Source organism: Sphingomonas sp. VDB2 (genome assembly GCF_047946695.1).
GTDB lineage: Bacteria > Pseudomonadota > Alphaproteobacteria > Sphingomonadales > Sphingomonadaceae > Sphingobium > Sphingobium bisphenolicum.
Genome location: NZ_CP159615.1, coordinates 756851 through 780892, shown reverse-complemented (window position 1 = coordinate 780892; position 24042 = coordinate 756851). Strand labels below are relative to the sequence as shown.

General features: G+C 65.4%; 18 protein-coding genes and 1 tRNA gene. 3 read left to right on the top strand and 16 right to left on the bottom strand.

Annotation, left to right across the window (positions count from 1 at the left end):
- Nucleotides 1-2: 2 nt before the first annotated feature.
- The 8 genes from addA to ABT375_RS03905 form a co-directional block, all read right to left on the bottom strand.
- Entirely contained in the window at nucleotides 3-3470 is a 3468-nt protein-coding gene (gene addA, locus ABT375_RS03940) for a double-strand break repair helicase AddA (protein ID WP_416464197.1), read from the bottom strand.
- Nucleotides 3451-6420 (bottom strand): double-strand break repair protein AddB, encoded by a 2970-nt coding sequence (gene addB, locus ABT375_RS03935; protein WP_416464196.1) that lies wholly within the window; start codon nucleotides 6418-6420, stop codon nucleotides 3451-3453. The genes addA and addB overlap by 20 nt, the downstream gene beginning before the upstream one ends.
- Complete coding sequence (locus tag ABT375_RS03930; RefSeq protein ID WP_416464195.1) at nucleotides 6413-7123, bottom strand: nucleotidyltransferase family protein; 711 nt, start codon at nucleotides 7121-7123, stop codon at nucleotides 6413-6415. The genes addB and ABT375_RS03930 overlap by 8 nt, the downstream gene beginning before the upstream one ends.
- Complete coding sequence (locus ABT375_RS03925; RefSeq protein ID WP_416464842.1) at nucleotides 7120-8106, bottom strand: aminoglycoside phosphotransferase family protein; 987 nt, start codon at nucleotides 8104-8106, stop codon at nucleotides 7120-7122. The genes ABT375_RS03930 and ABT375_RS03925 overlap by 4 nt, the downstream gene beginning before the upstream one ends.
- Nucleotides 8103-8522: a tRNA (adenosine(37)-N6)-threonylcarbamoyltransferase complex ATPase subunit type 1 TsaE gene (gene tsaE / locus ABT375_RS03920; RefSeq protein ID WP_416464841.1), complete on the bottom strand. Its 420-nt coding sequence runs from the start codon at nucleotides 8520-8522 to the stop codon at nucleotides 8103-8105. Before tsaE ends, ABT375_RS03925 begins: the two co-directional genes overlap by 4 nt.
- 31 nt (nucleotides 8523-8553) lie before the next feature.
- Nucleotides 8554-10902 (bottom strand): PAS-domain containing protein, encoded by a 2349-nt coding sequence (locus tag ABT375_RS03915; RefSeq protein ID WP_416464194.1) that lies wholly within the window; start codon nucleotides 10900-10902, stop codon nucleotides 8554-8556.
- Nucleotides 10903-11074: 172 nt separating this feature from the next.
- Nucleotides 11075-12493, bottom strand: a complete 1419-nt coding sequence (ahcY, locus tag ABT375_RS03910) for an adenosylhomocysteinase (RefSeq protein WP_224546218.1) — start codon at nucleotides 12491-12493, stop codon at nucleotides 11075-11077.
- 142 nt (nucleotides 12494-12635) lie between these two features.
- Nucleotides 12636-13196, bottom strand: coding sequence for a YqgE/AlgH family protein (locus ABT375_RS03905; RefSeq protein WP_416464840.1), 561 nt, complete (start codon nucleotides 13194-13196; stop codon nucleotides 12636-12638).
- Nucleotides 13197-13338: 142 nt separating this feature from the next.
- Between ABT375_RS03905 and ABT375_RS03900 the strand changes: the two genes are divergently transcribed.
- A complete protein-coding gene (locus ABT375_RS03900; RefSeq protein WP_224546219.1) occupies nucleotides 13339-13821 on the top strand; it encodes a peroxiredoxin in 483 nt (160 codons plus the stop codon).
- Between the two features lie 93 nt (nucleotides 13822-13914).
- Nucleotides 13915-15369: an AMP nucleosidase gene (locus ABT375_RS03895; protein WP_224546220.1), complete on the top strand. Its 1455-nt coding sequence runs from the start codon at nucleotides 13915-13917 to the stop codon at nucleotides 15367-15369.
- 5 nt (nucleotides 15370-15374) lie between these two features.
- On the opposite strand, the gene ABT375_RS03890 is transcribed toward ABT375_RS03895, so the two are convergent.
- The 7 genes from ABT375_RS03890 to ABT375_RS03860 all read right to left on the bottom strand — a co-directional run bounded on the left by ABT375_RS03890 (nucleotide 15375) and on the right by ABT375_RS03860 (nucleotide 23433).
- A complete protein-coding gene (locus ABT375_RS03890) occupies nucleotides 15375-16523 on the bottom strand; it encodes a diguanylate cyclase (protein WP_416464193.1) in 1149 nt (382 codons plus the stop codon).
- Nucleotides 16524-16554: 31 nt separating this feature from the next.
- Nucleotides 16555-18378 (bottom strand): M2 family metallopeptidase, encoded by a 1824-nt coding sequence (locus ABT375_RS03885; protein WP_416464192.1) that lies wholly within the window; start codon nucleotides 18376-18378, stop codon nucleotides 16555-16557.
- A 53-nt stretch (nucleotides 18379-18431) separates the two neighbouring features.
- The gene (locus tag ABT375_RS03880) at nucleotides 18432-19193 is read right to left on the bottom strand and encodes an alpha/beta fold hydrolase (RefSeq protein ID WP_416464191.1); all 762 of its coding nucleotides are present in this window, start codon (nucleotides 19191-19193) and stop codon (nucleotides 18432-18434) included.
- A 44-nt stretch (nucleotides 19194-19237) separates the two neighbouring features.
- A complete protein-coding gene (locus ABT375_RS03875) occupies nucleotides 19238-19876 on the bottom strand; it encodes a DUF2238 domain-containing protein (RefSeq protein ID WP_416464190.1) in 639 nt (212 codons plus the stop codon).
- A gap of 8 nt (nucleotides 19877-19884) precedes the next feature.
- A complete protein-coding gene (locus ABT375_RS03870) occupies nucleotides 19885-20910 on the bottom strand; it encodes an aspartate-semialdehyde dehydrogenase (protein WP_224546225.1) in 1026 nt (341 codons plus the stop codon).
- A 112-nt stretch (nucleotides 20911-21022) separates the two neighbouring features.
- The gene (locus ABT375_RS03865; protein WP_416464189.1) at nucleotides 21023-23242 is read right to left on the bottom strand and encodes an alpha/beta fold hydrolase; all 2220 of its coding nucleotides are present in this window, start codon (nucleotides 23240-23242) and stop codon (nucleotides 21023-21025) included.
- 116 nt (nucleotides 23243-23358) lie between these two features.
- A tRNA-Val gene (locus tag ABT375_RS03860) sits at nucleotides 23359-23433 on the bottom strand.
- A gap of 136 nt (nucleotides 23434-23569) precedes the next feature.
- Between ABT375_RS03860 and ABT375_RS03855 the strand changes: the two genes are divergently transcribed.
- On the top strand, nucleotides 23570-23698 hold the full coding sequence (locus ABT375_RS03855) for an entericidin A/B family lipoprotein (protein ID WP_224546229.1): 129 nt from the start codon (nucleotides 23570-23572) through the stop codon (nucleotides 23696-23698).
- Nucleotides 23699-23703: 5 nt separating this feature from the next.
- Here the strand turns inward: ABT375_RS03855 and ABT375_RS03850 are convergent, their stop codons facing one another.
- On the bottom strand, nucleotides 23704-23892 hold the full coding sequence (locus ABT375_RS03850; protein ID WP_224546231.1) for a hypothetical protein: 189 nt from the start codon (nucleotides 23890-23892) through the stop codon (nucleotides 23704-23706).
- Nucleotides 23893-24042: the final 150 nt, after the last annotated feature.

Genomic DNA, 24042 nt, shown 5'->3' with positions numbered 1-24042 from the left:
ATCTAGGATGCGGGGGCATCAGGCTCAACGGGCGAGAGCGGCAAATTCTCCTGCGCGGGCACATAGTTCGGCTTTTGCGCTCCAAGCGGCGCGGGGCCCGGCTTATGCGCCGCCAGCAGCGCGGGCGGCAGGACGATCAGGCGCGGCGCGCTGGTGTAGAGCAGCCCCGCCTCGATCGGCCGGTCGGGGAAGATCACGCCCAGCGCCGCGACATAGGCGGCCATCTGGCGGATATGGGCGGTCGGCACTTCGGCCAGCGTCAGCGGCGCAATTCGCCCGGTCTTGAAATCGACCAGCTGGATGCGATCCGCGCCGATACACAGCCGGTCGACGGTGCCGGCGATCACCGCCTCGCCCATCACGGCCGCGATCGGCGCTTCGGCCAGCGCATCGGGGCCGAACAGGGCCGCGAAATCCGGCGCTTCGATCACCCTGATCGCCTGGTCGATGACGTCATGGCGCTGCGCCGCATCACCTACGCCCTGCTGGACCAGCCAGCGATCCGCCGCATCGCGTCGCCGCTCGGCGGACAGGTCGGGCAGCCGTTCGAACAGCGCGTGGAGCCAGCGCCCGCGTTCGGCCGCGGCCCGCATCGCCTGCGTCGGTGGCGGATAGGGCACGTCATCCTCCACCGGGGCGGACGGCGCGAGCGGCCGGGGCGGGCGCGATTCGGCGGGAGCCGGTTCGCGCAGCCATGCGGGCTGGACGACCGGCATCGATGCGCGCGCCTCTTCCGCCTCCGCCTTGCGCGGTTCCAACTGCTCCGTCCCGCGCCAGCGACGCACCCCGCCCCAGAGCGGATCGGCCTCCCAGTCCGTCCCCAGCGATATCATTGCCCCTTCGACCGCGGCGTACCAGCTTTCCGGCTTCACCTCCCCCTTGGCGCGGGGGCCGAGCGATCCGGCGACCACCAGCTTTTCTTCCGCGCGGGTCAGCGCGACATAGAGCAGCCGCCAATGCTCCTCCCGCTCCACCTGTGCGGCCGCTTCCGCAACGTCGCCGATCGGTCCCTGCCGTTCGGGCTTGCGCGGGGCGAGGATCGGCAGGCCGTTCCACAGCAGCGAATCCGAACGGTTGCCCGCATCGGGATCGAGGCAGGCGTCGGCCAGAATGACGATCGGTGCCTGCAACCCCTTGGCGCCGTGGACGGTCAGCAGGCGCAGCATGTCGCCCTGCGCCGCGGCATCGCGGACAATCTCGACCTCGCCCCGGTCGAACCAGTCGATGAAGCGCTGGAGCGAGGGATGATCGTCGCTTTCGAACGCAAGCGCGGCGTTCAGCAATTCCTCGATCGGATCGGCGGCCTCTGTCCCCAGCCGCTCGACCAGACGCCTGCGGCCGTCCATCGGTCCGGACAATATCGCCTCCAGATAGCGATAGGGGGTGGTGAAGTCCGCCACTGCCAGCAGATCGCGCAGCGGCTGCAACGCCCCATCGTCCATCGTCTGGTTCAGGTGCCGCCACAGTCCCGCGTTGCGGCCGATCAGCCGCGCCATCAGATCATCCTGCGTCCAACCGATTAGCGGCGACACCAGCAAGGATGCGAGGTTCAGCTCATCCTCGGGCTGTACCGCAAAACGCAGCGCGGCGAGCAGGTCGCGCACGGCCAGCGGCGCGTTGAGCCGCAACCGGTCGATCCCGGCGACCGCCACCTTTTCCTCATAGAGGCGCGCGACGATCAGCCGCGCCAGTTCGCTGCGGCGACGCACCAGGATCATGATGTCGCCCGCGCGCACTGGCCGCCCCCGGCTTTCCAACATCAGCCCGTCGTCGATCCACTGCTTGATCTGCCGCGCGATCTTGCCGGCCAGAACGCGCTCCTGGTCGGCGGCCCAATCCTCCTCGCCTTCCGCGTCTTCCGACAGGCCCGCGACGACGGGCTTCCACAATTGCACTTCACCCGGATGGCGATTGGCGCTGACATGGCGCACCTCGCCGGGGTCCATGCCCAGCCGTTCGGCGCGGAGCGTGGAGATGGTGCGGTCCACCACGTCCAGCACCGCCGGGGTCGATCGGAAGCTGCGATCGAGCGACAGGTTGAAGAAATCATGGCCCGACTGATCGGCGTCGCGCTGGAACAATATGCGCGCGGCGGCGAAGTTGGCCGGGCTGGTGCCTTGAAAGCCGAAGATCGCCTGTTTGAAATCGCCCACGGTGAAGATGGTGCGGACCTTCTGCGCCGGGTCCCATTCGGTCGCGAAAAATTCTTCGGCCAGGGTGCGGACGATCCGCCATTGCGCGGCATTGGTGTCCTGCGCCTCATCCACCAATATATGGTCGATCCGCTGGTCCAGCTTGTAGCGTATCCATTCGGCGATGCCGGGCTGTTCAAGCAGGGCGGCGGTGCGGGCAATCAGATCGTCGAAATCGACCGCGCCGGCCAGCCGCTTGGCCTGCGCATAGTCGCGCGCATAGGCCCGCCCGGCGTAAAGCGCCTGGCTCAACAGCGCGGCATAATCGGCGCGCAGCTTCATTGCGATCAGCGCGCCGCACCTGTCGTAGAGCCGCGCCGCCATATCGATATAGCCGTCGATCGGCGGCACCCAGCCTTTGGCGTCGATCAGGTCGCCGTCCGCCTTGCTCCAGGCACGATGGAGATCGCCCAGCGTCGCCGCCCGCCCGGCCGGATCGAGCGCGCGCCAGGCGGCGATGCGATCGCACCGCTCCAGCCCCCGGCCCTTGCCCCATTCCACATTGGCGCGCACGATCCCGTCGAGCGTGCGCATGTCGAATATCGTGTCCGAACATTGGTCGGCAAGCCATTGATTGATATCGCCTTCAGGCAGCTCCAGTTCCCGCGCCAGCCAAGGCCCGATCGCGTCCGGCAGTGCATCCAGCGCATCGCCCTTCGCCGCGCAGCGTAGGAGAAACTGTTCGGCCCCGCCCTCGCCCAGCCGCAGGCTGATCGCCTGCAACGCGCCGATCAGCGCTTCGTCGCCGATATCATGCGCCCGCACCGCCATGTCGGCCAGCGTCTGGCGCGCGAGGCTGGACTGTTCGCGCTGGTCGAGCGGGCGGAAGCCCGGCGTCAGGTCGGCCTCCAGGGGGAAAGCAGTCAGCAATTGCTGGCAAAAGCCGTGGATGGTCTGGATGCGCAGGCCGCCGCCGGTCGATTCCAGCACTTCGGCGAAGAGGCGACGGGCATAGTCGCGTGCCTCAGGCCCGGACTCCTCGCCCAGCGCCTCCAGGTCGTTGAACAGGTCGACCTCTTCCATCTGCACCCAGGCGGCGAGGCGATCGTGAATACGGTCGGCCATTTCCGCCGCGCCCGCCTTGGTGAAGGTCAGGCAGAGGATATTTTCCGGCCGCACGCCTTGCAGCAACAGGCGGAAGACGCGGGCGGTCAGCACATGGGTCTTGCCGGTGCCGGCCGACGCCGACAGCCAGACATGGGCGTCGGGCGCGGCGGCGCGCGCCTGATCTCCCAGTAACTTCTGAAGCGCGCGCGCCTTAGCCATCGTCGCGGCCATACCATTCCTCCAGCCGCATAAGCTGGTCATAATCGCCATAATTGGCGACTTCGGGGTTGATCTCCGCGCGGAAGGGCGCGGCGCCGAGCAGGAACATGTTCGCCACCTCCTCGAAATGTTCATGCGCGTGCGCGGTGAACTGGTCGGTGACGATCTTGTCGCGCTTGCCCATCGGATCGACCGGCCGTTCGCGATAGCCGAACTGGTCGCCCTTCTTGGCGAGAGACCAATATTCGAAGTCGCCCGCTTGCGGCCTTGGTCCCAGCCCCTCGAACCCGCCCAGCTCCGCGATGATGCCGAGCAGCCCCAGTTGCAGCGAAAAGCCCGCCTTCACCTGCCGCGCGCTGGGCGGCTTGCCGGTCTTGTAATCGATGATGCCGATGCGCCCGTCGGCCAGCCGGTCGATCCGGTCGGCCTTGCCCATCAGCGTGACGCCGGCGATGTCGGCCCGCCCTTCCTTCTCCACCGCCAATATGGTGCGGCCCTCCGCCTTGTCGCTGGCGACCTCAGCCGCGATCCAGCGGATCGCTTCGATCAGGCGCGGCTGCCACAGCGCTTTGAGCAAGGGATGGACTTCGGGCTGGTCGAACATGGCGCGGGCGCGCGCTTCCAGATCGGCAGGATCGAGCGTGCCCGCTTCCGCCCAGCGCTGGAGAATGTCGTGGACCGCCGTGCCGCGCCACGCCGGGCCGGCATCGGCATCGACCGGATCGAGCCGATTGAGGCGCAAAACCCGCTTGGCGTAGAAGGCATAGGGATCGGCCTTCAGCCGATCGACATCGGTGACCGGAATCACATTCGGCCGAACGGACGCAGGCGGCACGGGGGCGGGACGATCGGCGGGGCTATGGCGCCCCGGCGCGTCGATCGCCTGCGCCAGCGCCGCATAGCGGTCCGCCGTCTTCCATTGCGGCCCGGCCATCGCCTTCAGTCGCAGCCAGAAGCGCGACGCCACCGCCGGCCCACCGCTGCCCCGCCGCGCGCGGGTGATGAGGACATGCGGCGCGCCCAGCGCACCCGCGAAATCATGCGCGGCGAGGCCGATGCGCGTCTCCAGCCCCGGCAGCCCCAATTCGCGCCGGATGCGTGGCGCGAGCCAGGGGTCGGGCGATGGCAGGCCGGGCCAGGTGCCTTCGTTGAGGCCACCCAGGATCATGAGGTCCGCCTGCGTCAGCCGCGCCTCGATCAGCCCCAATATGGTGATCCGCGGATGGCCGCCCTGGGGCGGGCGCACCGATACGCCGCCCAGCATATGGTCGAGCAGCACCGGCAGCGCGCGCGGATCGGCCTGCCGCGGGCCGTCGGACGCGGCGGCTTCCATCTCGGCGAACAAGTCGGCGGCGGCATGGCCCTGATGACCGGCCCAGATGGCATCGTTGGTCAGGGCGCCGGCCTGTTCGCGCAGCGCCGCCAATTGTCCGCTCAAGTCGGCAGCGGCGGCAAAGGCGCTTTCCAGCGGCTCCAGCAACGCGCGCGCCATCGGCCACCAGTCGCGCACCTGCTCGCGCAACACTCGCTGCCGGTCGTCCGCGCGTGGATGCAACAGCAGGTCGATGCCGACCAGCCCCGCCTGCGGTCGTGGCCCGCGGAGCAACAGGTCGAGCGCGCGCACCCCCTCCAGCCAAGTCAGACGCCCCTCGCCCCGCATCACCAACGGATGTTTGAGCAGGGTCAGTAAAGCCACCGGCGCGAAGCGTTCCGCCACCGCCTGCGCCATGGCGATCAGCATCGTGCCGGGCGGCAGGCGCGACAGCGGCAGGCCCGCTGTATCGTCCGCCTCGATGCCCCAGCGCCGCAGATGCGCCGACACCCGCGTCGCCAATTGCCGGTCGGGCGTGACCAAAGCGGCGGTGCGTTCCGGCGTCTCCAGCGCCTCGCGCAGCGCGATGGCGATGGCCTGCGCTTCCTCGCCCGGCGTCGCCACTTCCAGCGCCACGACCCCCGCCAGCGACCGGTCTGCGGTCTTGAGGTCGCGCCAGCGGCTCGTCAGCCGGGGCGGCAGCATCGCGTTGGAGATGTTGCGCCCACGCACCGCCCGCGCATCATGCTCGCTGCCCCAGCGCCATAAAGCGACATCGTCCCGTGTCGCACTCATGCGGTCGAGCAGGCGCTTCAGCGCATATTGGGGATGGCTTTCATGGCCCTGCGGCGCGCGGCCGGTGGGGGGATCGGGATCGAACGGCCCGATCGCCTGCCATGCCGGATCGTCCATATGCTGGTCGAGGCCGGCGAACACCACCATGCCCTTGGGCATCGCGCCGATCCGCCGCAGCAGGCTGGCGACGGCGGGGGCGGTGGTCGACAGGCCCGCCGCGACGACGAAGCCTGACGGCGGATGGTCCTTCCAGCGCGCCGCCAGTCGATCGAACAGTTGGTTGCGCCGATCCGCCAGGTCGATGCACCCGGTCCGCGCCAGTTCGCCGGGCCAGCGGGCGATCAAAATTTCGAACATCGTCAGCGACGTCTGCCAATGCTTTGACAGTTCGTCCGACAGCGCCAGCGTGCGCAACGCCGTCATCGGCACGCGCTCCACCTGCATCTGGTCCAGCACCGCGCCCAGCGCCTGTCCCAACAGCAGCGCCTGTCCGGCATCGATACTCGGCTGCGCATCCTGCACCATGCGCGCCAGGATCATCTGGCGGCGCATCGGCGCGATCGCCGGCGGGACGGGGTCGGCCTCCCCCAGCGGGTCGAGCGCGCCTCCCACCTGTTCCCCCAGATCGGGGTCGCCGATCGCGACCAGCCGGGGCAGCAGCAGCCCACCGCCCGATTGCCGGACGAAGGCGTCGCTCACCGCCCGGACCGCGCGGTTGTTGGGCAGCAGGACCATAGCCTGCGCCAGCGCCATGGGATCACCGCGATGCTGCGCCAGCAATCCCGCCGCCAGCGCGTCGGCGAAGGCGCGATGCGCGGGTATCGTGAAGAGCGCGGGGCGCGTCTTCTCACCCATGAGCGAGCATCGACTCCACCACCGGAATAGCCTGGGGCGTGCCGACGTCAAACCAGAGGCCCTGATGCGACACCCCGTAGAGCCGCCCGGCCTCGATCGCCCGGTTCCAGAAGATATTGGTGGAAAACACGTCGCCCGGCGGATCGACCAGCAACGACGGCGACAATATCTGCACCCCGGTAAAGACGAACGGCGCGACATGGGCGGTCTTGCGCCGGCTGAGCCGCCCGTCCGCATCCATATGAAAATCGCCCGGCCCCTTATGGCAATTCGCGCGCGCCAGCGGGACCAGCAGCAGTAGCGCATCCATCCGGTCGGGGTTCCAGATCCGCTGCATCACAGCCAGCGTCTCCTGCGGCCCGTCGATCCAGAGATTATCGCTATTGGCGCAAATGAAAGGCGCGTCGCCCAGCAGCGGCTTCGCCTTGATAAGGCCGCCGCCGGTTTCCAGCAGCCTGGTCCGCTCGTCCGAAATGGCGAAATCCAGCCCGCATTTGCGCGCCTTAAGATGCGCTTCGACAGTGTCGGCCAGATAATGGACGTTGACGATCACCTTCCTGATCCCGCCCGCTTCCAGCCGGTCCAATGCGTGGTCCATCAGCGGCTTGCCAGCCACCTTCACCAGCGGCTTGGGCCGGGTCGCGGTGAGCGGACGCATCCGCTTGCCCAGCCCGGCGGCCATCAGCATGGCGGTGTCGATCATGTGGGCGCGAACTCTTGCAGGGCGTCATGGCGCTGGTCTGCGGGAATATTGGCGGCGAACCATTCGGCGACCGGCGCCAGGGCCGGATGGGCCAGGTCACGCTCCAGCAATCCCCACATGCGCGGCAGGAAGGAGAGATAACGCGGCTTGCCGTCGCGTTTCCACAACCGGGTGAAGATGCCGATGATCTTGGCGTTGCGCTGCGCGCCCAGCACCGCATAGGCGGCATCGAAATCGGCGGGCGGGTTGGCCATCGCCTTGTAATGGGTCAGCATCGCCGCCTCGACTTCCACCGGCACGTCGCGCCGGGCGTCCTGCAAAAGCGATACGAGGTCATAGGCCGGGTGGCCCGCCAGTGCGTCCTGAAAATCCAGCAGGCCAAGGCCGTGCGAGGCGACCCGGTCGATCAGCATGATATTTTCGGCATGATAATCGCGCAGCACCGTCACGGTCGGGCTGGCCGACTGCTCCACGACGGGCAGCACCGCATCCCAGGCGCGGACATAGGCGTCGACATCGACATCCAGCCCGATCGCCGGGCAATACCATTCGGTCAGCAGCCGGACCTCCCGCTGATAGACGGCGCGATCATAGGGCGGCACTTGCGCCGCGGGCAGGCGATGCAGGTCGGCGAGCAGGTCGATCGCACGGGCGTAGGTCGCCATTTCTTCGGCCGGATCGGCGTCCAGATGTTCCTTGACCCGCAGGTCGCCGAAATCCTCGATCAGAACGAGGCCCTGCTTCAGATCGCGCGCCAATATCCGCGGCGCGGCGAAGCCGTCGGCCAGCAGATGCTCGGCGATGGCAATGAACGGGCGCGGGTCTTCATGCGGTGGCGGCGCATCCATCAGCACGGCGCGACGGCCGCCGTCCAGCACGCGGAAATAGCGGCGGAAGGACGCGTCGCCGGCAAGCGGTACGATGGCGGCGTCACTCCATCCCGCGTCGGCGAGGAAGGCGGGCGCGGCGGCGGGTGGGATCATATCTGTGACCATCGCTCCGTCCAAGCGTCCGGCACGTCCGCTGTCAAGCGCCGCGCGTCATCGCCCGCAAAGTCGATGCTCAACCGCAGGGCATGGGGCCACAGGGCATCGCCCAGCCGGTCGGGCCATTCGATGATGAGCAGACTGTCCATCAGATAGTCGCCCAGCGCCAGTTCCTCGGCTTCGGCCGCATCGTCCAGCCGATAGAGATCGACATGGGCGACCGGCAGGCGCACCTCCGGCACGTCATAGGGCTGGACGATGGCGAAGCTGGGACTGGGCGCTTCGCCTTCCAGCCCCAACGCCTCCAGCAGACCGCGCGCCAGCGTCGTCTTGCCCGCGCCCAGCCCGCCTTCCAGCGCGATCACATCGCCGATCCGCGCATGGCCGGCGATCCGCCGGCCCAGGCCCAGCATCGCCGCTTCACCGTCGAGGTGCACGACCGCTTCAGCCACGCGGCAGTTCGATCACGGCCATGGTCCCCTGCCCGGCTTCCGACACCAGTTGCAACGTGCCGCCATGCGCTTCGGCCAGTTGCCGCGCCAGCGGCAGGCCGATCCCCGCCCGGCCGCCGTTGCGCGCCTGTCCCGCGCGCGCCGCCGGATCGAAGATCGCCGCCTGCTGCCCGGCCGCAATGCCGGGGCCATTGTCCGACACAACGATCCGCGCCTTGTCCGCCATGCCGTCTCCATGCAGCAGGATGCGGGCGCCCTTGCCGCAATAGCGGATCGCATTTTCCAGCAGATGATCGATCGCCTGGCCGATCCGCCGGGCGTCGCCCTGCACCGCGCCCAGACTGTCTTGCAGCGTCAAATCGATTTCCATGCCCTTGGCGGTGGCATCCATCATCATCCGGCTGGCGCTGGCCCGCACCACGGTGGCCAGGTCGACGCGGACATGATCGATAGGCAGCGTGCCGACTTCGCCCTGGGTCAGGTCCAGCACATTGTCGATCAGCATCGACAGGCGGGCCGTACTTTTGAGGATGCCATCGACATATTCGGCGGCCGATGGGCTGAGTTCCCCCGCATAACCCGCGCTCATCATCTCGGCGAAACCAGAAATAGTGGTGAGCGGGGTGCGCAGTTCATAACTCATATTGGTGACGAAGGCGGTCTTGACCTTATCCGCCTGCTCCAATGCTTCGTTCCGGTCGCGCAGCACCTGTTCCACCCGGCGGCTGTCGGTCACGTCCAGCATGGTGAACAACGCATTGCCGTCGGGCAGCGGGATCGCGGCGAATTCGAAGATGCGCCCATCGGCGAAACCGACATGGCCGATACGCTGCTTGCGCTCGATCGTGGCGGCGCGCACCAGTTCGCGCACCAGATTGGCCTGTTCCGGCTTGGCCAACTGGGTCTGCACCGCCCGCATCAGATCGTCGATGCGCGGATGCCCCGCCAGCAGATCCTCGCTGGCGCCCCAGATGATGCGGAAGCGGCTGTTCCACATCTGCAAGCGGCCGTCGGATGCGAATACCCCGATCGATTCGAACAGATTGTCGAAGGTCGCCGTCCGTACCCGCAGCAGCGTGTCGCGCGCGCTCGACAATTGCACTTGCTCGGTCCGGTCCTCGAAGATCAGCAGCAGGCCGCCATCGGGCAAAGGCTGGGCATAAACGCGCAAATGGGTGCCATCCTGCAGCAGCCAGTTTTCCTCCAGCGGATCGGGCGACAGGAACCATTGCCGCCGCTCCGCCCGCCAGGCCGGAAAGTCGCGATGTTCGGGCAGCCGCCGCGCGTCGCGCATCTGGTCCAGCACCCGCTCGAACAGCGGGGCGTCGGCCAGCGCATCCTGATGCAGGCCGAACAGGCTGATGAAGGGCTGGTTCCAGAAGCGCAAGGCCCGGTCGGGGCCGAAGCGGGCGACGCCGGCGGACAGCCGGTCGAGCAGGTCGCGCTGCGCCGCCTCCAGCCGCCGATGCTCGACCCGCGCCTGTTCCAGTTCATGCTGGTCGACGGCATAGCCCGCGACGCCCGCCGCCCCCAGAGGCACATCGACAACGCGCATCGTGCGCCGTTCGCCATCGATCGTAGCGGGCACCATCCGTTCGATCGGTTCGTCGCGGGTGATCGCTTCGGCGGCGGCGGCCTCTGGCGTCAGGCCCGCGACGGTTTCCACCAGTTCGGTGCCATGGGCGATGACATCGCCCGCCCCCTGCCCGTCGACCGCGCGGACATAGGCGCTGTTGACCAGGCTGAGGCGCAGGTCGGGGGTGCGGTGCCACATCGGGAAGGGCGCGGCCTCGACCAGCCCGGCCAGCGCCTCCAGCGCATCGCGCAACTGCTCGACATGGCCGCGCAGCGACTGGATTTCCGCCTGGCTGTCGGTCGCGTCGAAAATCCATAGGATGACGCCGCCGCTGGCCGCGATGCCCGGCCCGGCCGGCGCGCCGCGCACCAGCAGCAGGCGCGACGATCCTTGGCCGCGCACCGGCAGAGCGAAGCTCTTGCCCGCACGCTGGGCCGAGGCGATCTCCTGCGCCAAAGCAGCCGCGTCTTCCGGTTCCAGCCCGCCGTCAGGCGCCGTGAGTTCGGAGGCGAAGGTCGGTACGCGCGGCTTTCCCAGCCATTTGGCCAGGCGATCGGCCGCTTCCAGCCGCCCATCGGGGTGGACGATGATCGGCGCGGCCGGCGCGGACGCCAGCAACATGGTCAGCCGATCGAGCTTGCCCTGCGCATGCGTGCCCTCACGCCGCATCCGCTGGCCGCTGACCAGCGCCCAGACGGCAGCGCCCAGCCAGCCGGCCAGCACCACGCCGAAAATGATCGCGGCATAGGGGGATAATGTCGTCATGACATTCTTGTCCGTGCGCGCTGAGCCTGGCTGTCCCTGTTCATAAGCCGGTTGGGCCTAACCCAGATCGATCGCATGGCCAAGAAGGCGCACGAGAAAAAAGGGAGGCGTCGCCGCCTCCCTCTTCCGTGTCTTGCTGTAGCGCCCCGTTGTTCAGCAGCGCCCGCGCCATTTAGTAGCGGTAGTGATCGGGCTTGAACGGGCCTTCGACCGGCACGCCGATATAATCGGCCTGACGCTGGCTCAGCTTTGTGAGCTTCACGCCCAGCTTTTCCAGATGCAGTTCGGCGACCTTCTCGTCCAGATGCTTGGGCAGGACATAGACGTCGTTGCCGTAGGTCTCGCTCTTGGTCCACAGTTCGATCTGCGCCAGCGTCTGGTTGGTGAAGCTGGCCGACATCACGAAGCTGGGATGGCCAGTGGCGTTGCCCAGATTGACCAGGCGGCCCTTCGACAGGACGATGATCTTCTTGCCGTCGGGGAATTCGACTTCATCGACCTGCGGCTTGATCTCGGTCCACTTCATGTTGGACAGACCGGCAATCTCGATCTCGCTGTCGAAATGGCCGATGTTGGACACGATCGCCATATTCTTCATCGCGCGCATATGATCGACGGTCAGCACGCCTTCATTGCCGGTCGCGGTGACGAAGATGTCGGCGCGCGGCGCGGCCTCTTCCATCGTCACGACTTCATAGCCTTCCATCGCCGCCTGCAACGCGCAGATCGGATCGACTTCGGTCACCAGGACGCGCGCGCCGCCGTTGCGGAGCGAGGCCGCCGACCCCTTGCCGACATCGCCGAAGCCCGCGACGCATGCAATCTTGCCCGCCAGCATGACGTCGGTCCCGCGACGGATCGCGTCGACCAGCGATTCCTTGCAACCATAGAGGTTGTCGAACTTCGACTTGGTGACGCTGTCGTTCACGTTGATCGCCGGGAAGGGCAGCTTGCCCTTCTTCGCCAGTTCATACAGGCGATGGACGCCGGTGGTGGTTTCTTCCGACACGCCCTTGATGGCGGCGACGGTCTTGGTCAGGAAACCGGGACGTTCGGCCAGTACGCGCTTCAGCACCGAGCAGAAGATTTCCTCTTCTTCGTTCGACGGCGTGAACAGTTCCTCGCCCGCCTCGACACGCGCGCCCCACAGGGCGAACATGGTGGCGTCGCCGCCATCGTCCAGGATCATGTTGCAGACGCCGGATTCATCGGTGTGCCAGTCGAAGATGCGCTCGACATAGTCCCAATATTCCTGAAGCGTCTCGCCCTTGATCGCGAAGACCGGCACGCCCGACGCGGCGATCGCGGCGGCGGCATGGTCCTGCGTGGAATAGATGTTGCAGGTCGCCCAGCGAACTTCCGCGCCCAGCGCCGTCAGCGTCTCGATCAGCACGGCGGTCTGGATCGTCATGTGCAGCGATCCGGTGATGCGCGCGCCCTTCAGCGGCTGCGACGGGCCGAACTCGGCGCGCAGCGCCATCAGGCCGGGCATTTCGGTTTCGGCGATATCCATTTCCTTGCGGCCAAAGGCGGCAAGGGCGATATCGGCGATGACATAATCCTGCGCCTGGGTGGCGGGTGCAGTGGCCACGAGCGTATCTCCGTCAGCTTAGAATGGGGCCCCGCCAGCGACAAGGCGGGCGGTGGCGATGGAATGCGCCTTACCAACCGGCAATGCGCATGGCAACTCATATAAAGATTTCTTTATGTGCCTGCCGAAGAACATCTCTCCTTCAGGCCGATCCGGCGCCGGGGACGAGGTGGGACGCATCCACACCCGCAGCAGCGTAGGCCGCCGCCCATTTGCGGGACGTCGGCACGTCGAACAGCAGGTCGGGATCGCCATCGGCGAGAAACCAGCTTTCCCCGCCCATTTCCTGTTCCAGTTGCCCCGCCCCCCAGCCGGCATAGCCGAGCGCGACCAGATAACGGCTTGGCCCCCTTCCCCGTGCGATCGCCTTCAATATGTCGAGCGACCCCGAAAGCCCCCACCGACCGCCCACCTGCACCATGTCCTGGCCGCCCCAGTCGAGCGAATGGAGGACGAAGCCACGCCGTGGTTCGACAGGCCCTCCGCGCAGCACCGGCGTGTCGGTCACCTGGCTGCCGTCGATATCGAAGCTTTCGAGCAGTTCGCGCAGCGAAACGCCCTCTATCTCCTGATCGACCGCAATGCCGAGCGCGCCATTATCATCATGGACGCATAGCGCCACGACCGAATGGTGGAACCGCATGTCCGCCATGCCGGGAAGGGCGAGCAGGAAATGCCCGCCATAGAAGCGCGTCTGGATCATGTCCTGAATATAGCCCGCCTCCGGCCCTTGCCAAGGACGCATGGTCGCATCGGCAGGGCGTCGTGACATATAACTGGCCGGGCGTCTTGACAGCGGCCGTGCCAGCGCCGACCTCCCGCCCGTCATAGGCCAGGAGACAGACATGACCATTTCCAAAGGCGATCGCCTTCCCAGCACCACCTTCACCCAGATGACCGAAAACGGCCCCGAAGCCGTGGCTTCGGACGACTATTTCGCCGGCAAGACCGTCGCCATCTTCTCGGTTCCCGGCGCCTTCACCCCCACCTGTTCGGCCAAGCACCTGCCCGGCTTCATCGACAAGAGCGAAGCGCTCAAGGCGAAGGGCGTGGACGAAATCGCCTGCACCGCCGTCAACGACGCCTTCGTCATGGGCGCCTGGGGCAAGTCGGCCGGCGCGGACGGCAAGGTCACGATGCTCGCCGACGGCAATGGCGATTTCGCACAGGCCGTGGGCCTGACCATGGACGGCAGCAAGTTCGGCCTGGGCCAGCGCGGCCAGCGTTTCTCGATGATCGTCAAGGATGGCGTGGTCGCGGAGCTGAACGTCGAAGCGCCCGGCGACTTCAAGGTCTCCTCGGCCGACCATATGCTCGAACAGCTCTAGTTACAAAGGCGATCGGGCGGCGGATTTCAAGTCCGCTGCCCGATCTGCACGCTGCGTCTTCCTTCCGTCACGCAAAGGCGGTAACAGGGGGCGATGACACAAAGCATCGGCAGCGCAACGGTCACGCAACTTGACCGTATCTATCGGACATCCATCGAAAATCTGCGCGAAGCGATGCGGGCCTACGCCCGCGACGGCAGCGTCCCGCCGCCAGAGGCCAAGGCCGACCGGCGCTACTGCTATCCTGAGCTGCGCATCGTCTATCATGGCGACAGCGATGCGCCGCCGCCGGGCCGCTCCTTCGCCCGCCTCTCCAAGCCGGGACGCTACGTCACCACCGTAACCCGCCCCGCCATGTTCGCCGACTATCTCGCCGAACAGATCGACCTGCTCGTCCGCGACTATGGCGTCGATGTGGAGGCCGGGCTGAGCGAACAGCAGATCCCCTTCCCCTATGTGCTGGACGGCCTGGACATGAGCGCGCTGGATGGCACGCCGCCGACCGAACTGGCTCGCCACTTCCCCGCCACCGAACTGGCGGAAATCGGTGACGAGATCGCCGACGGCCTGTTCATGCCCGATCCGAACGGCGATCGCCCGCTTGCCCTGTTCGACGGATTGCGCACCGATTTCTCGCTGGCGCGCCTGAAACATTATACCGGCACGCCGGCCGAACATGTGCAGCGCTATATTCTCTTCACCAACTATCACCGCTATGTTGACGAATTCGTCGCCTGGGCCTGCGATGAGCTACAGCGTGAAGGCAGCCGCTACACGGCCTTGTCGGGTGCCGGCGGCGTCTATGTGACCCCGGAAACCGCCGACCCGGCGCGGATGATCGCCGACAGCGCCTGGCGCCGGCACCAGATGCCCGCCTATCACCTGATCGCGCCGGACCGCAGCGGCATCACCCTGGTCAATATCGGCGTCGGCCCGTCCAACGCAAAGACCATCTGCGATCATCTCGCCGTCGTGCGTCCGGAAGCCTGGCTGATGATCGGCCATTGCGGCGGCCTGCGTCCCAGCCAGCGGATCGGCGACTATGTGCTGGCCCACGCCTATCTGCGCGACGATCATGTGCTGGACGAGATGCTGCCGCCCGAAATTCCGGTGCCGGCGATCGCCGAAGTGCAGGTCGCCATGGCGCAGGCTGCCGAAGCCGTGCTGGGTCACAGCGATCCGGAGGATTTCAAGCGCCGCCTGCGCACCGGCACGGTCGTCACCACCGACGATCGGAACTGGGAATTGCGCTATTCCAGCTCGGCCCTGCGCTTCAGCCTGTCGCGCGCGGTCGGCATCGACATGGAATCGGCGACCATCGCGGCCCAGGGCTATCGCTTCCGCGTTCCCTACGGCACTTTGCTGTGCGTATCCGACAAGCCGATCCATGGCGAACTCAAGCTGCCGGGGCAGGCCAACCGCTTCTATGAGGAAGCCATCGCCAGCCATTTGCGCGTGGGCCTGATGACCTGCGAACTGCTGCGCGAGGAAGGGGCAAAGCTGCACAGCCGCAAGCTGCGCGCCTTCAACGAACCGCCGTTCCGCTAAGTGGTTTAAGCCGCTTCCTGCCAGATGCTGATGCGGTCCTTGCCGTCCTTCTTGGCGGCATAAAGGGCTGCATCCGCCCGCGCGACCAAATCTTCCATCTGGATGTCGGCGGCGGCCAGTTCGGACACGCCGAAACTGGCGCGCAGCCAGACGTCGGGAAATCCCGGCAGCGCCAGGTGACCGACCTCGCTACGTACGCGTTCCATCACGTCTGCGGCGGCGCCGGCGCTGGTGTTCATCAGCAGCAGCCCGAATTCGTCGCCGCCCATCCGCCCCACGACATCGCCGCGGCGCACCGCGTTGGTGAGCAACTGAGCGAAGCCTTTCAGCGCCTGATCGCCCGCGATATGGCCATGGCCGTCATTGAGCGCCTTGAACCCGTCGAGATCGCACACGACCAGCGCCAGCGGCAGGCTCTGCCGCCGGGCAAGCGCCATCGCCCGCGCAGCCGCCTCGTCCAGACCCCGGCGGTTCAAGACCTGGGTCAGCGGATCATGACGCATCTGCGTGCGCAGTTGCTGGGCCAGGTCGCCCGCGACCACCAGCACCGCCGTGACGGCGGTGGCCACATAGATGGTCGGCATGAAGATGCTGAAGATCAGGCGATAGAGATCCTTGCCCTCCTCGGGTCCGCGAATCATCATGGCCGACCCCGCCAGCGCCAGCTGGACGATGACGAAAGCCAGCAGGGCGAGGAAGAACACCAGCTCCGGGGGCGTGAAAGACCGGTCCCTGGGCCAAAGCGACACGGCGCTCGCCGCCAGCAATGCGCCGACATAGGCGGGGATGATCAGGCCCTGCATGATCTGGCTGCCGGCCGGACCGATGGCGAACGCCATGGCCAGGATCACGATAATCGCGGGAATGACGAATCCGGCCAGCCGCAACGGTTTCCCCGATCGCTGGCGAATGCCGATCGCCAGCAAGGATCCGCTGATGATCAGTCCGACGCCGGTGACGATGAACCAGCCGGGACTTTTGAGGAAGAAGCCGCAGGCATTGGCCGTCCATTGCACCATGCCGATGCCGTAGGAGGCGGTCCATGTCAGGACATGCCGTTGTCGACCGAAATGCAGCCACGCCACAGTCAGCGCGACGGTCATGACGGCAGCGGTGCCGAACAGCAGGGACAGGAGAATGGCTGGTGCGTTCATACACCAGCCATTTACCAAGATTTACTCCGGCTTACCACCCACAGGACTTGCCTTTATTTTGCGTAATCAACCACTTCTGCAATGGTGCGAAATAATTGACCAGCGCCTTGCCTGACATTTCGCGACTGCCGGTAAAGGCTTGCAACGCGTCGGGCCAAGGCTTTGACGCACCCATTTGCAACATGGCATCAAGTTTCGCGCCTACAGCCTTGTTTCCGTAGAAAGAACAGCGATGCAGCGGCCCTTTCCAGCCGGCCTGCTTGCACGCCGCCTCATAGAATTGGAACTGCAGCACCCGCGCCAGGAAGTAGCGCGTGTAGGGCGTGTTGCCGGGAATATGATATTTGCCGCCGGCGTCGAACTTCGTCTCGTCGCGGGATACGGGCGGCGTGATGCCCTGATATTGCAGGCGCAGGTCGGTCCAGCCTTTTTCATACTGGCTCTGCGGAATCGATCCGTCGAACACGCCCCAGCGCCATTTGTCGATCAGCAGGCCGAAGGGCAGGAAGGCGACCTTGTCCATCGCCTGACGCAGCAACAGGCCCAGATCCTTGTCCGCGCCCGGCACCTTGGCCGGATCGAGCAGGCCGATCTTCACCAGATAGTCGGGCGTGATCGACAAAGCGACGAAATCGCCGATCGCTTCATGGAAGCCGTCATTGGCGCCATCCAGATAGAGCTGGCTATGCTTCTGATAGGCGCGCTGGTAATAATTATGGCCCAGTTCATGATGGATGGTGACGAAATCATCGCCATTCACCTTCGTGCACATCTTGATGCGGATGTCGTTCTTGTTGTCGATGTCCCAGGCGGAGGCATGACAGACGACCTCGCGGTCGCGCGGCTTGGTAATCTGCGACCGCTCCCAGAAAGTCTGCGGCAACGGCTCGAACCCCAGCGAGCTGTAGAAGCCCTCGCCCGTCTTCACCATCCTGACCGGGTCATAGCCCTTGGCCTTCAGCAGATCGGTCGTATCGAAGCCGAGATCGCCCGCGCCCTGCGGTGCGACGACGTCATAGATATTGCCCCATTCCTGCGCCCACATATTGCCCAGCAGGTCGGCGCGGATCGGCCCGGTCTTGGGCTGCACCGCATCGCCATATTTCTCGTTCAGCTTGGTGCGCGTGTAGCAATGGAGATCGTCATAGAGCGGCTTGACCTCCGCCCAGATCTTGTCGGTCAGCTTGGCGAAATCGTCGGCCGGCATGTCATATTTGGACCGCCACATCGCGCCGGTATCGGCAAAGCCCAGCTCCTTGGCCCCTGCATTGGCGATATCGACCAGCTTCGCATAGTCGGTCCGCATCGGCGCGCCGACATTGTCGTGCCAACTGACCCACATTTCCCTGAGTTCGTCGGGGTTGCGGTTGATCCCCATCTGCTCTTCGATATCGCTGCCGTTGATCGGCTGGCCTTTCAGCGTCCCCTTCCCCTTGCCATAGGCGGACTGCAGCTTGGTCGCGAGATCGTTCAGTTCTTCGGCGGCGCCCGGCGTCGTCGGCGCGGGCAGCGTCAGCGCGGTGCGCAGCAGCGTCAGCCGTCGCTTCGTTTCCGTGCTCAGCCCCGGCGCGGTCGCGTATTTCGCCGCCTCCAGCGCATAATCGACCCGCTGCTTGGTGTCGATCGCGCCGAAATAGGACGCGATCGCGTCGGTATCGTCGGTGATGTAGGTCGCGTTGATCCATGCCGCGCGGCCGCTGACGATCGACTGGTCGAACAGCGCCTTCTCCGCCTTGGCGAGGAACGCGTCGGCTTCGGCCGCGGTGGGCGCGGCGGCAGCGGGTGACTGCTGCGCCAATACCGGCGAAACAACGAGGGCGGCCGCAAGCGCGGCCATCGATATAGCGATTTTCATGAGGTTCCCCTGATCGGTTATGACGGGGAAGGTGACTTGGCTTGGCGATACAGTCAAGCCGTCAGGAAATCGACCATCGCCTGCCCCAGTTCCTTGCGGGTGACCGCATTCATATGATTGCCCGGAACCTCGACATAGCGTCCGTTTGGCAATGTTTCGGCGAGTTCCTGCGCAACGCCATTGTCGCGATCGTCCGCGCCGCAGATTACTTCGGTCGGCTGCCGGAACCCGGCGATGGTCGCTTCGCCGGTATCGACAAAGGTGTTGAGAATATGCAGCATCGCCACCGGATCGCCCTTGGTCGTCTTGAGAAACGCCTCGGTCATCCATTCCGACGTGCCGCGCTCGAACGTGCCCAGGTTGTTCAGCACATTCTTGTAATAGCCGCCCTTGTCGAGCGTCTTGGTCAGCCCGCGCAACCCCATGCCGGCCAATATCACGCGCCGCGGCGTCGCGCCGCGCGCCAGCATCCGCACCGTCGTCCGCGCGCCCAGCGAATAGCCGCCCAGATCATAGTCGGTCAGTCCCAGTTGCGCGACCAGCCCCAGATTGTCATCGGTCAGCGCGTCGGGCGGATAGGCGGCGGGATCATGCGGCTTGGCGCTTTCGCCGTGGCCGCGCAGGTCCGGCAGGATCAGGCGGAATCCCGCCTCCACCAGCCTGGCGGCATGGCCGTAGCGGACCCAATTGGTGAAGGCATTGGAGAAATAGCCGTGGATTAGCACGAGATCACGCCCCTCTCCGATCATATGCACTGCGATCGGCAATCCGTCGAAACCCTTGATGTCGTGGCGTTCGATCGGCAAGTCGGTCATCGGGGCATTTCCTTATCGGGCTGGGACGCCCTGCCGATATGGCGTCATCCCCGGCGGCGCAAGAGCGCGATCAGCGCCAATGCGCTGCCGACCTGCGCGGCGGCCATGTCCTTCTGCGCGTCCCAGACGTCGCCCTGCTGCCCATTATAATAATCCGCCGTTTCGCCCGCTGCCAACAGGGTGAGCAGCCATTCGAAAATTTCGTAAACAGCGCTGCCCAGGCCGATCATGGCAAAGGCGAAGGCCAGGCCCCACCGCCACGGCAATCCGCCATGACGCCGCGCAGCTTCCGCGATCGGCAGTGTCAGCAATGCGCCGAAGCCAAAATGCACCAGCCGATCATAACCATTGCGCGTCATGCCGAAGAGACTGGAAATATCATGCCCGCTCAGCGCCCGCGCCCAGTCGTCATAGGGCACATAGCTGTAGATCCAGCGCGCGCCCACCGTATGAAGCAGCAGGAACAGCCAGATGCAGCCGATTGACGATGTGGAAAGCGGCCAGCGGCGCAGCAGCCAGGGCGCGGTCAGGACCAGCGCGACGGTCGGTCCATGCTGGAGCGGCGCGAGATCGGGATAGGGCTGGGCGATATTGGCGAGGCCAATAGCTGCTGCCAGCAAGACGATCATCCGGCGCTGTGCGATCGGAAGAGCTTTCCACATCGCGACAGCGCCGGCAATCATGAGAGGCGTCAGCCCTTTTTGAGGTGACGACGGCCAAGCAGTTCGGCGATCTGCACCGCGTTCAGCGCTGCGCCCTTGCGCAGATTGTCGCTGACGCACCACAGGTTGATGCCGTTCTCGATCGTGGAATCCTCGCGCACGCGGCTGATGAAGGTCGCGAAATCGCCCACGCATTCGATCGGCGTGATGTATCCGCCGTCCTCGCGCTTGTCGACCAGCATGATGCCCGGCGCTTCGCGCAGGATGTCCTGCGCTTCCTTGGCCGAAATCTCGTTCTCGAACTCGATGTTGATTGATTCGCTATGGCCGACGAACACCGGCACGCGCACGCAGGTCGCGGTCACCTTCACCTTGGGATCGAGGATCTTCTTGGTTTCCGCGACCATCTTCCATTCTTCCTTGGTCGAACCATCGTCCAGGAACACGTCGATATGCGGGATCACGTTGAAGGCGATCTGCTTGGTGAACTTCTTCGGTTCGGCCGGATCGCCGACGAAGATATTGCGGCTCTGCTCGAACAGCTCGTCCATGCCCGCCTTGCCTGCGCCGGACACCGACTGGTAGGTCGACACGACCACGCGCTTGATCTTGGCGGCGTCATGCAGCGGCTTCAACGCCACGACCATCTGCGCGGTCGAGCAGTTGGGGTTCGCGATGATGTTCTTCTTCTTATAGCCGTCGATCGCGTCCGGGTTCACTTCGGGCACGATCAGCGGGACGTCCGGGTCCATGCGATAGAGCGAGCTGTTGTCGATCACGACGCAACCGGCGGCCGCCGCCTTGGGCGCATAGATTTCCGTCGGGCCGCTCCCCGCGGCGAACAGGGCGATGTCCCAGCCGGTGAAATCGAAATGCTCGATATTCTGGCATTTTATGGTCTTGCCGGTCTCACCGAAATCCACGGTCAGCCCCTGCGACCGCGACGAAGCGACCGCCGCAATCTCGTCAATAGGGAACTCGCGCTCGGCGAGAATGGTCAGCATTTCGCGGCCCACATTACCGGTGGCACCCACGACGACGACCTTGTAACCCATGACTAAAGTCTCCACTCCAATGCATAATTGCGGAGTGCGCGCCATAGCGCTGTCGCTACATTTGTCCAGAAAGAAGGGCTTCGCTGCTGCAAAGCCCTTCATCGACGCAATTTTATTTCGACGTCGGCCCGCCGGCATGCGCCGCCAGGAAATGCTCGATCGTCTTCCACAGGTGGACGCTGATGCCCGGCCCGCCGACGCGATGGGTCTGGCCCGGATAGGCCATCATCTCGAACGGCACCGCTTCGCCCTGCATCTTCGCCATCAGCGCGGTCGCATTGTCGAACACGACATTATCATCGGACATGCCGTGGATCAGCAGCAGCGGATCGGTGATCTTCACCGCCTCGTCCACCGCGCCCGATGCCGGATAGGCGCTGGCCTTGTCCTGCGGCTGGCCCAGATAGCGTTCGGTGTAGTGGGTGTCGTAGAGCTGCCACTTGGTCACGGGCGCGCCCGCCACCGCCGCGGCGAACACGCCCGGCGCCTTCTCCAGCAGCTTGAGCGACATATAGCCGCCATAGGACCAGCCATAGGTCGCGATCCGCCTGGGGTCCACGAACGGCTGGGCCTTGAGCCATGCCACGCCCTTCAACTGATCCTCGACCTCGACCGTGCCCATGGCGCGGTAGAGATGATCCTCGAACGCCTTGCCGCGATCGGGGGTGCCGCGATTGTCGATCGCGAAGACGATCCAGCCGCGATCCACCAGATATTGGTTGAGCGCGCCGGACCATGTGTTGGTTACCTGCCGTCCGCCGCCCGGGCCGCCATAATGGATCATGAAGACGGGGTAGCGCTTCCCCGGCTCCATCTTGGGCGTCATGATCTTGGTGTACAGCGTCGTGCCGTCCGCCGCCTTCACCGTGCCGAACACCGTCTTCACATGGCCCGCGACATAGGGCGCATAGGGATGGCTGCCCGTCAGCGCATTTTCCGACAGCCATTGCAATTGCTTGCCGCCGCTATCGGCCAGATAGACCTGCTTGGGCTGGTCCGTGTTCTGGCGCGTCACCACGACCCGGCTCGCCGCCCCGTCCATGACGGCGTCATTCCACCAGCCCTTGGACGTGAGCGCGCGCGCCTGCCCCGCTTTGCCCAGTGGCGCGACATAAAGCTGCTGCTCCAGCGGCGTTTCGCGATTGCCGGTGAAATAGACCAGACCCTTGGCCTCATCCACGCCCACGACATCGCGCACTTCCCAATCACCACTCGTCAGCGCCGTCCACTTCCCACCGCTCACGCGATACAGATGCCCATGCCCGCTCTTCTCAGACCACCAGAGGAAACTGCCATCCTTCAGCGCATGAAAATTGTTCGACAGGTTGATCCAGCTTTTCGCCGTCTCGGTCAGCGCCACCCTGGCCTTGCCGGTCGCCGGGTCGACCGCCAGCAGGTCGAGCCGCTTCTGGTCCCGGCTCTCCCGCTGGACATAGAGCGTCTTGCCGTCCTTCGACCAGTCGACGCGGGCGAGGTAGATATCCTTGTCCGCGCCCAACTCGACCTGGACCTGGCCCGACCCATCAGGCTTCATCACGAACAGGTCCACGATCGCATTGGGCGTGCCGGCGGCGGGATAGCGTTGCTGATAAACCTTCGTCCCCTCCCCGCCGATCGCGGTGCGGGTGACGATGCCGACCGGGCTTTCATCGACGCGGGCGACCGCTATCCGCGCGTCGTCGGGCGACCACCAGTAACCGGTGCGCCGGTCCATTTCCTCCTGCGCCACGAACTCGGCCACGCCCCAACTCAGCGTATCGCTGGCGCCCTGCGTCAACTGCCGTTCCGCGCCGCCGATCGGCTGGGCGAACAGATTGCCACCGCGCACGAAGGAGACATAGCCGCCCTTGGGGCTGACCACGCCATTCAACTCGCCATCGGGCGTATCGGTCAGGCGCGTGACCTTGCCGTCCAACCCGGCAAGATAGAGGTCGCCATCCACCGGCACCAATATGCTCTTCCCGTCTGGCGCCCAGTCATAGCTGGTGATGCCGGTGCTGCCCGCCACGGAGCGATCGCGCTCGCGCTGCATCTTCTCCGCTTCGGAAAGCTCCGCGCCGCTGCCGGTCCTCTTCGAATCGACCAGCATCCGTTCCGCGCCAGTCCTGCTGTCGATCGCCCACAGGTCGAGCCGTTCCTTCTCGTCGGCGCGGGGCTTGAGCAGCGTCACCAGCGATCCGTCCGGCGACAATTTCAACGCGCGCGGCTGCGGCCCGGCCAGGTCGGGGCTGGCGAATACGCGCTCCAGCGTCAGTTGCTCCTGCGCGCTGGCGGGAAGAGGGGAGAGCAGCAGCGCACCGAGGGCTGCGCCGGCTTTCAGATAGGGGGGCATGATCGTCCTTTCCGGTCGGCGCGCAAACGCGCCGCATGATGGCGCAGATTTAGCGCGTCGGATTAGAAAAGATCAATGCCGGGAAATTATCTGTCCTGCCATGATCGCTTGGATCATGGTGGGCGCGACAGGGATTGAACCTGTGACCCCACCCGTGTGAAGGGTGTGCTCTACCGCTGAGCTACGCGCCCCCTGTAAGGAGGAGGCGGCCTTTGGCATCGGTGGCGCGCCCTGTCAACATCCCCGCATCGATTTGATGCAAAAGCGTTTCCGCCCGCGCGTATCGCCGCCTATAAGGGGCTTTCGAAATTACGGAGTTGCGCCTTCATGCCCAAAAGTCTCGCCCTTCTGATCGGAAGCCTGCTGCTCACGGCGCTGGCCGCCTGCAATACGGTGCAGGGTGTCGGGCGCGACATCGAATCGGTCGGGCGCGCCGGCAAGGACGCGATGCATTAAACAGACTATTGGAGGATGCGGCCGATCGCGGTCGCATTCTTGCGCAGGCGCACACCATCGCAATCGGGTTCGCCACATTCGCAGGCTTCGATGGTATAACGCACGCCACACATGACCAGCACGTCGTGATCGAACGAATAGTTGGAAATTCCCGCGCGCTCGACCTTTTCCTGTGCTCTGGCCTTGAGAGTCATGCGTGTCCTCCCCCGTCATATGTGGGATAGCGATCATTGATGTTGCGGTGCATCAAGTCAATTGACCGGCATTTGTTCCTGTACGATTTGTAATAATATTGTCGCTGAAATGACACGCTTCATCCCGTTGCGTCGCGCGACTTGCACGCG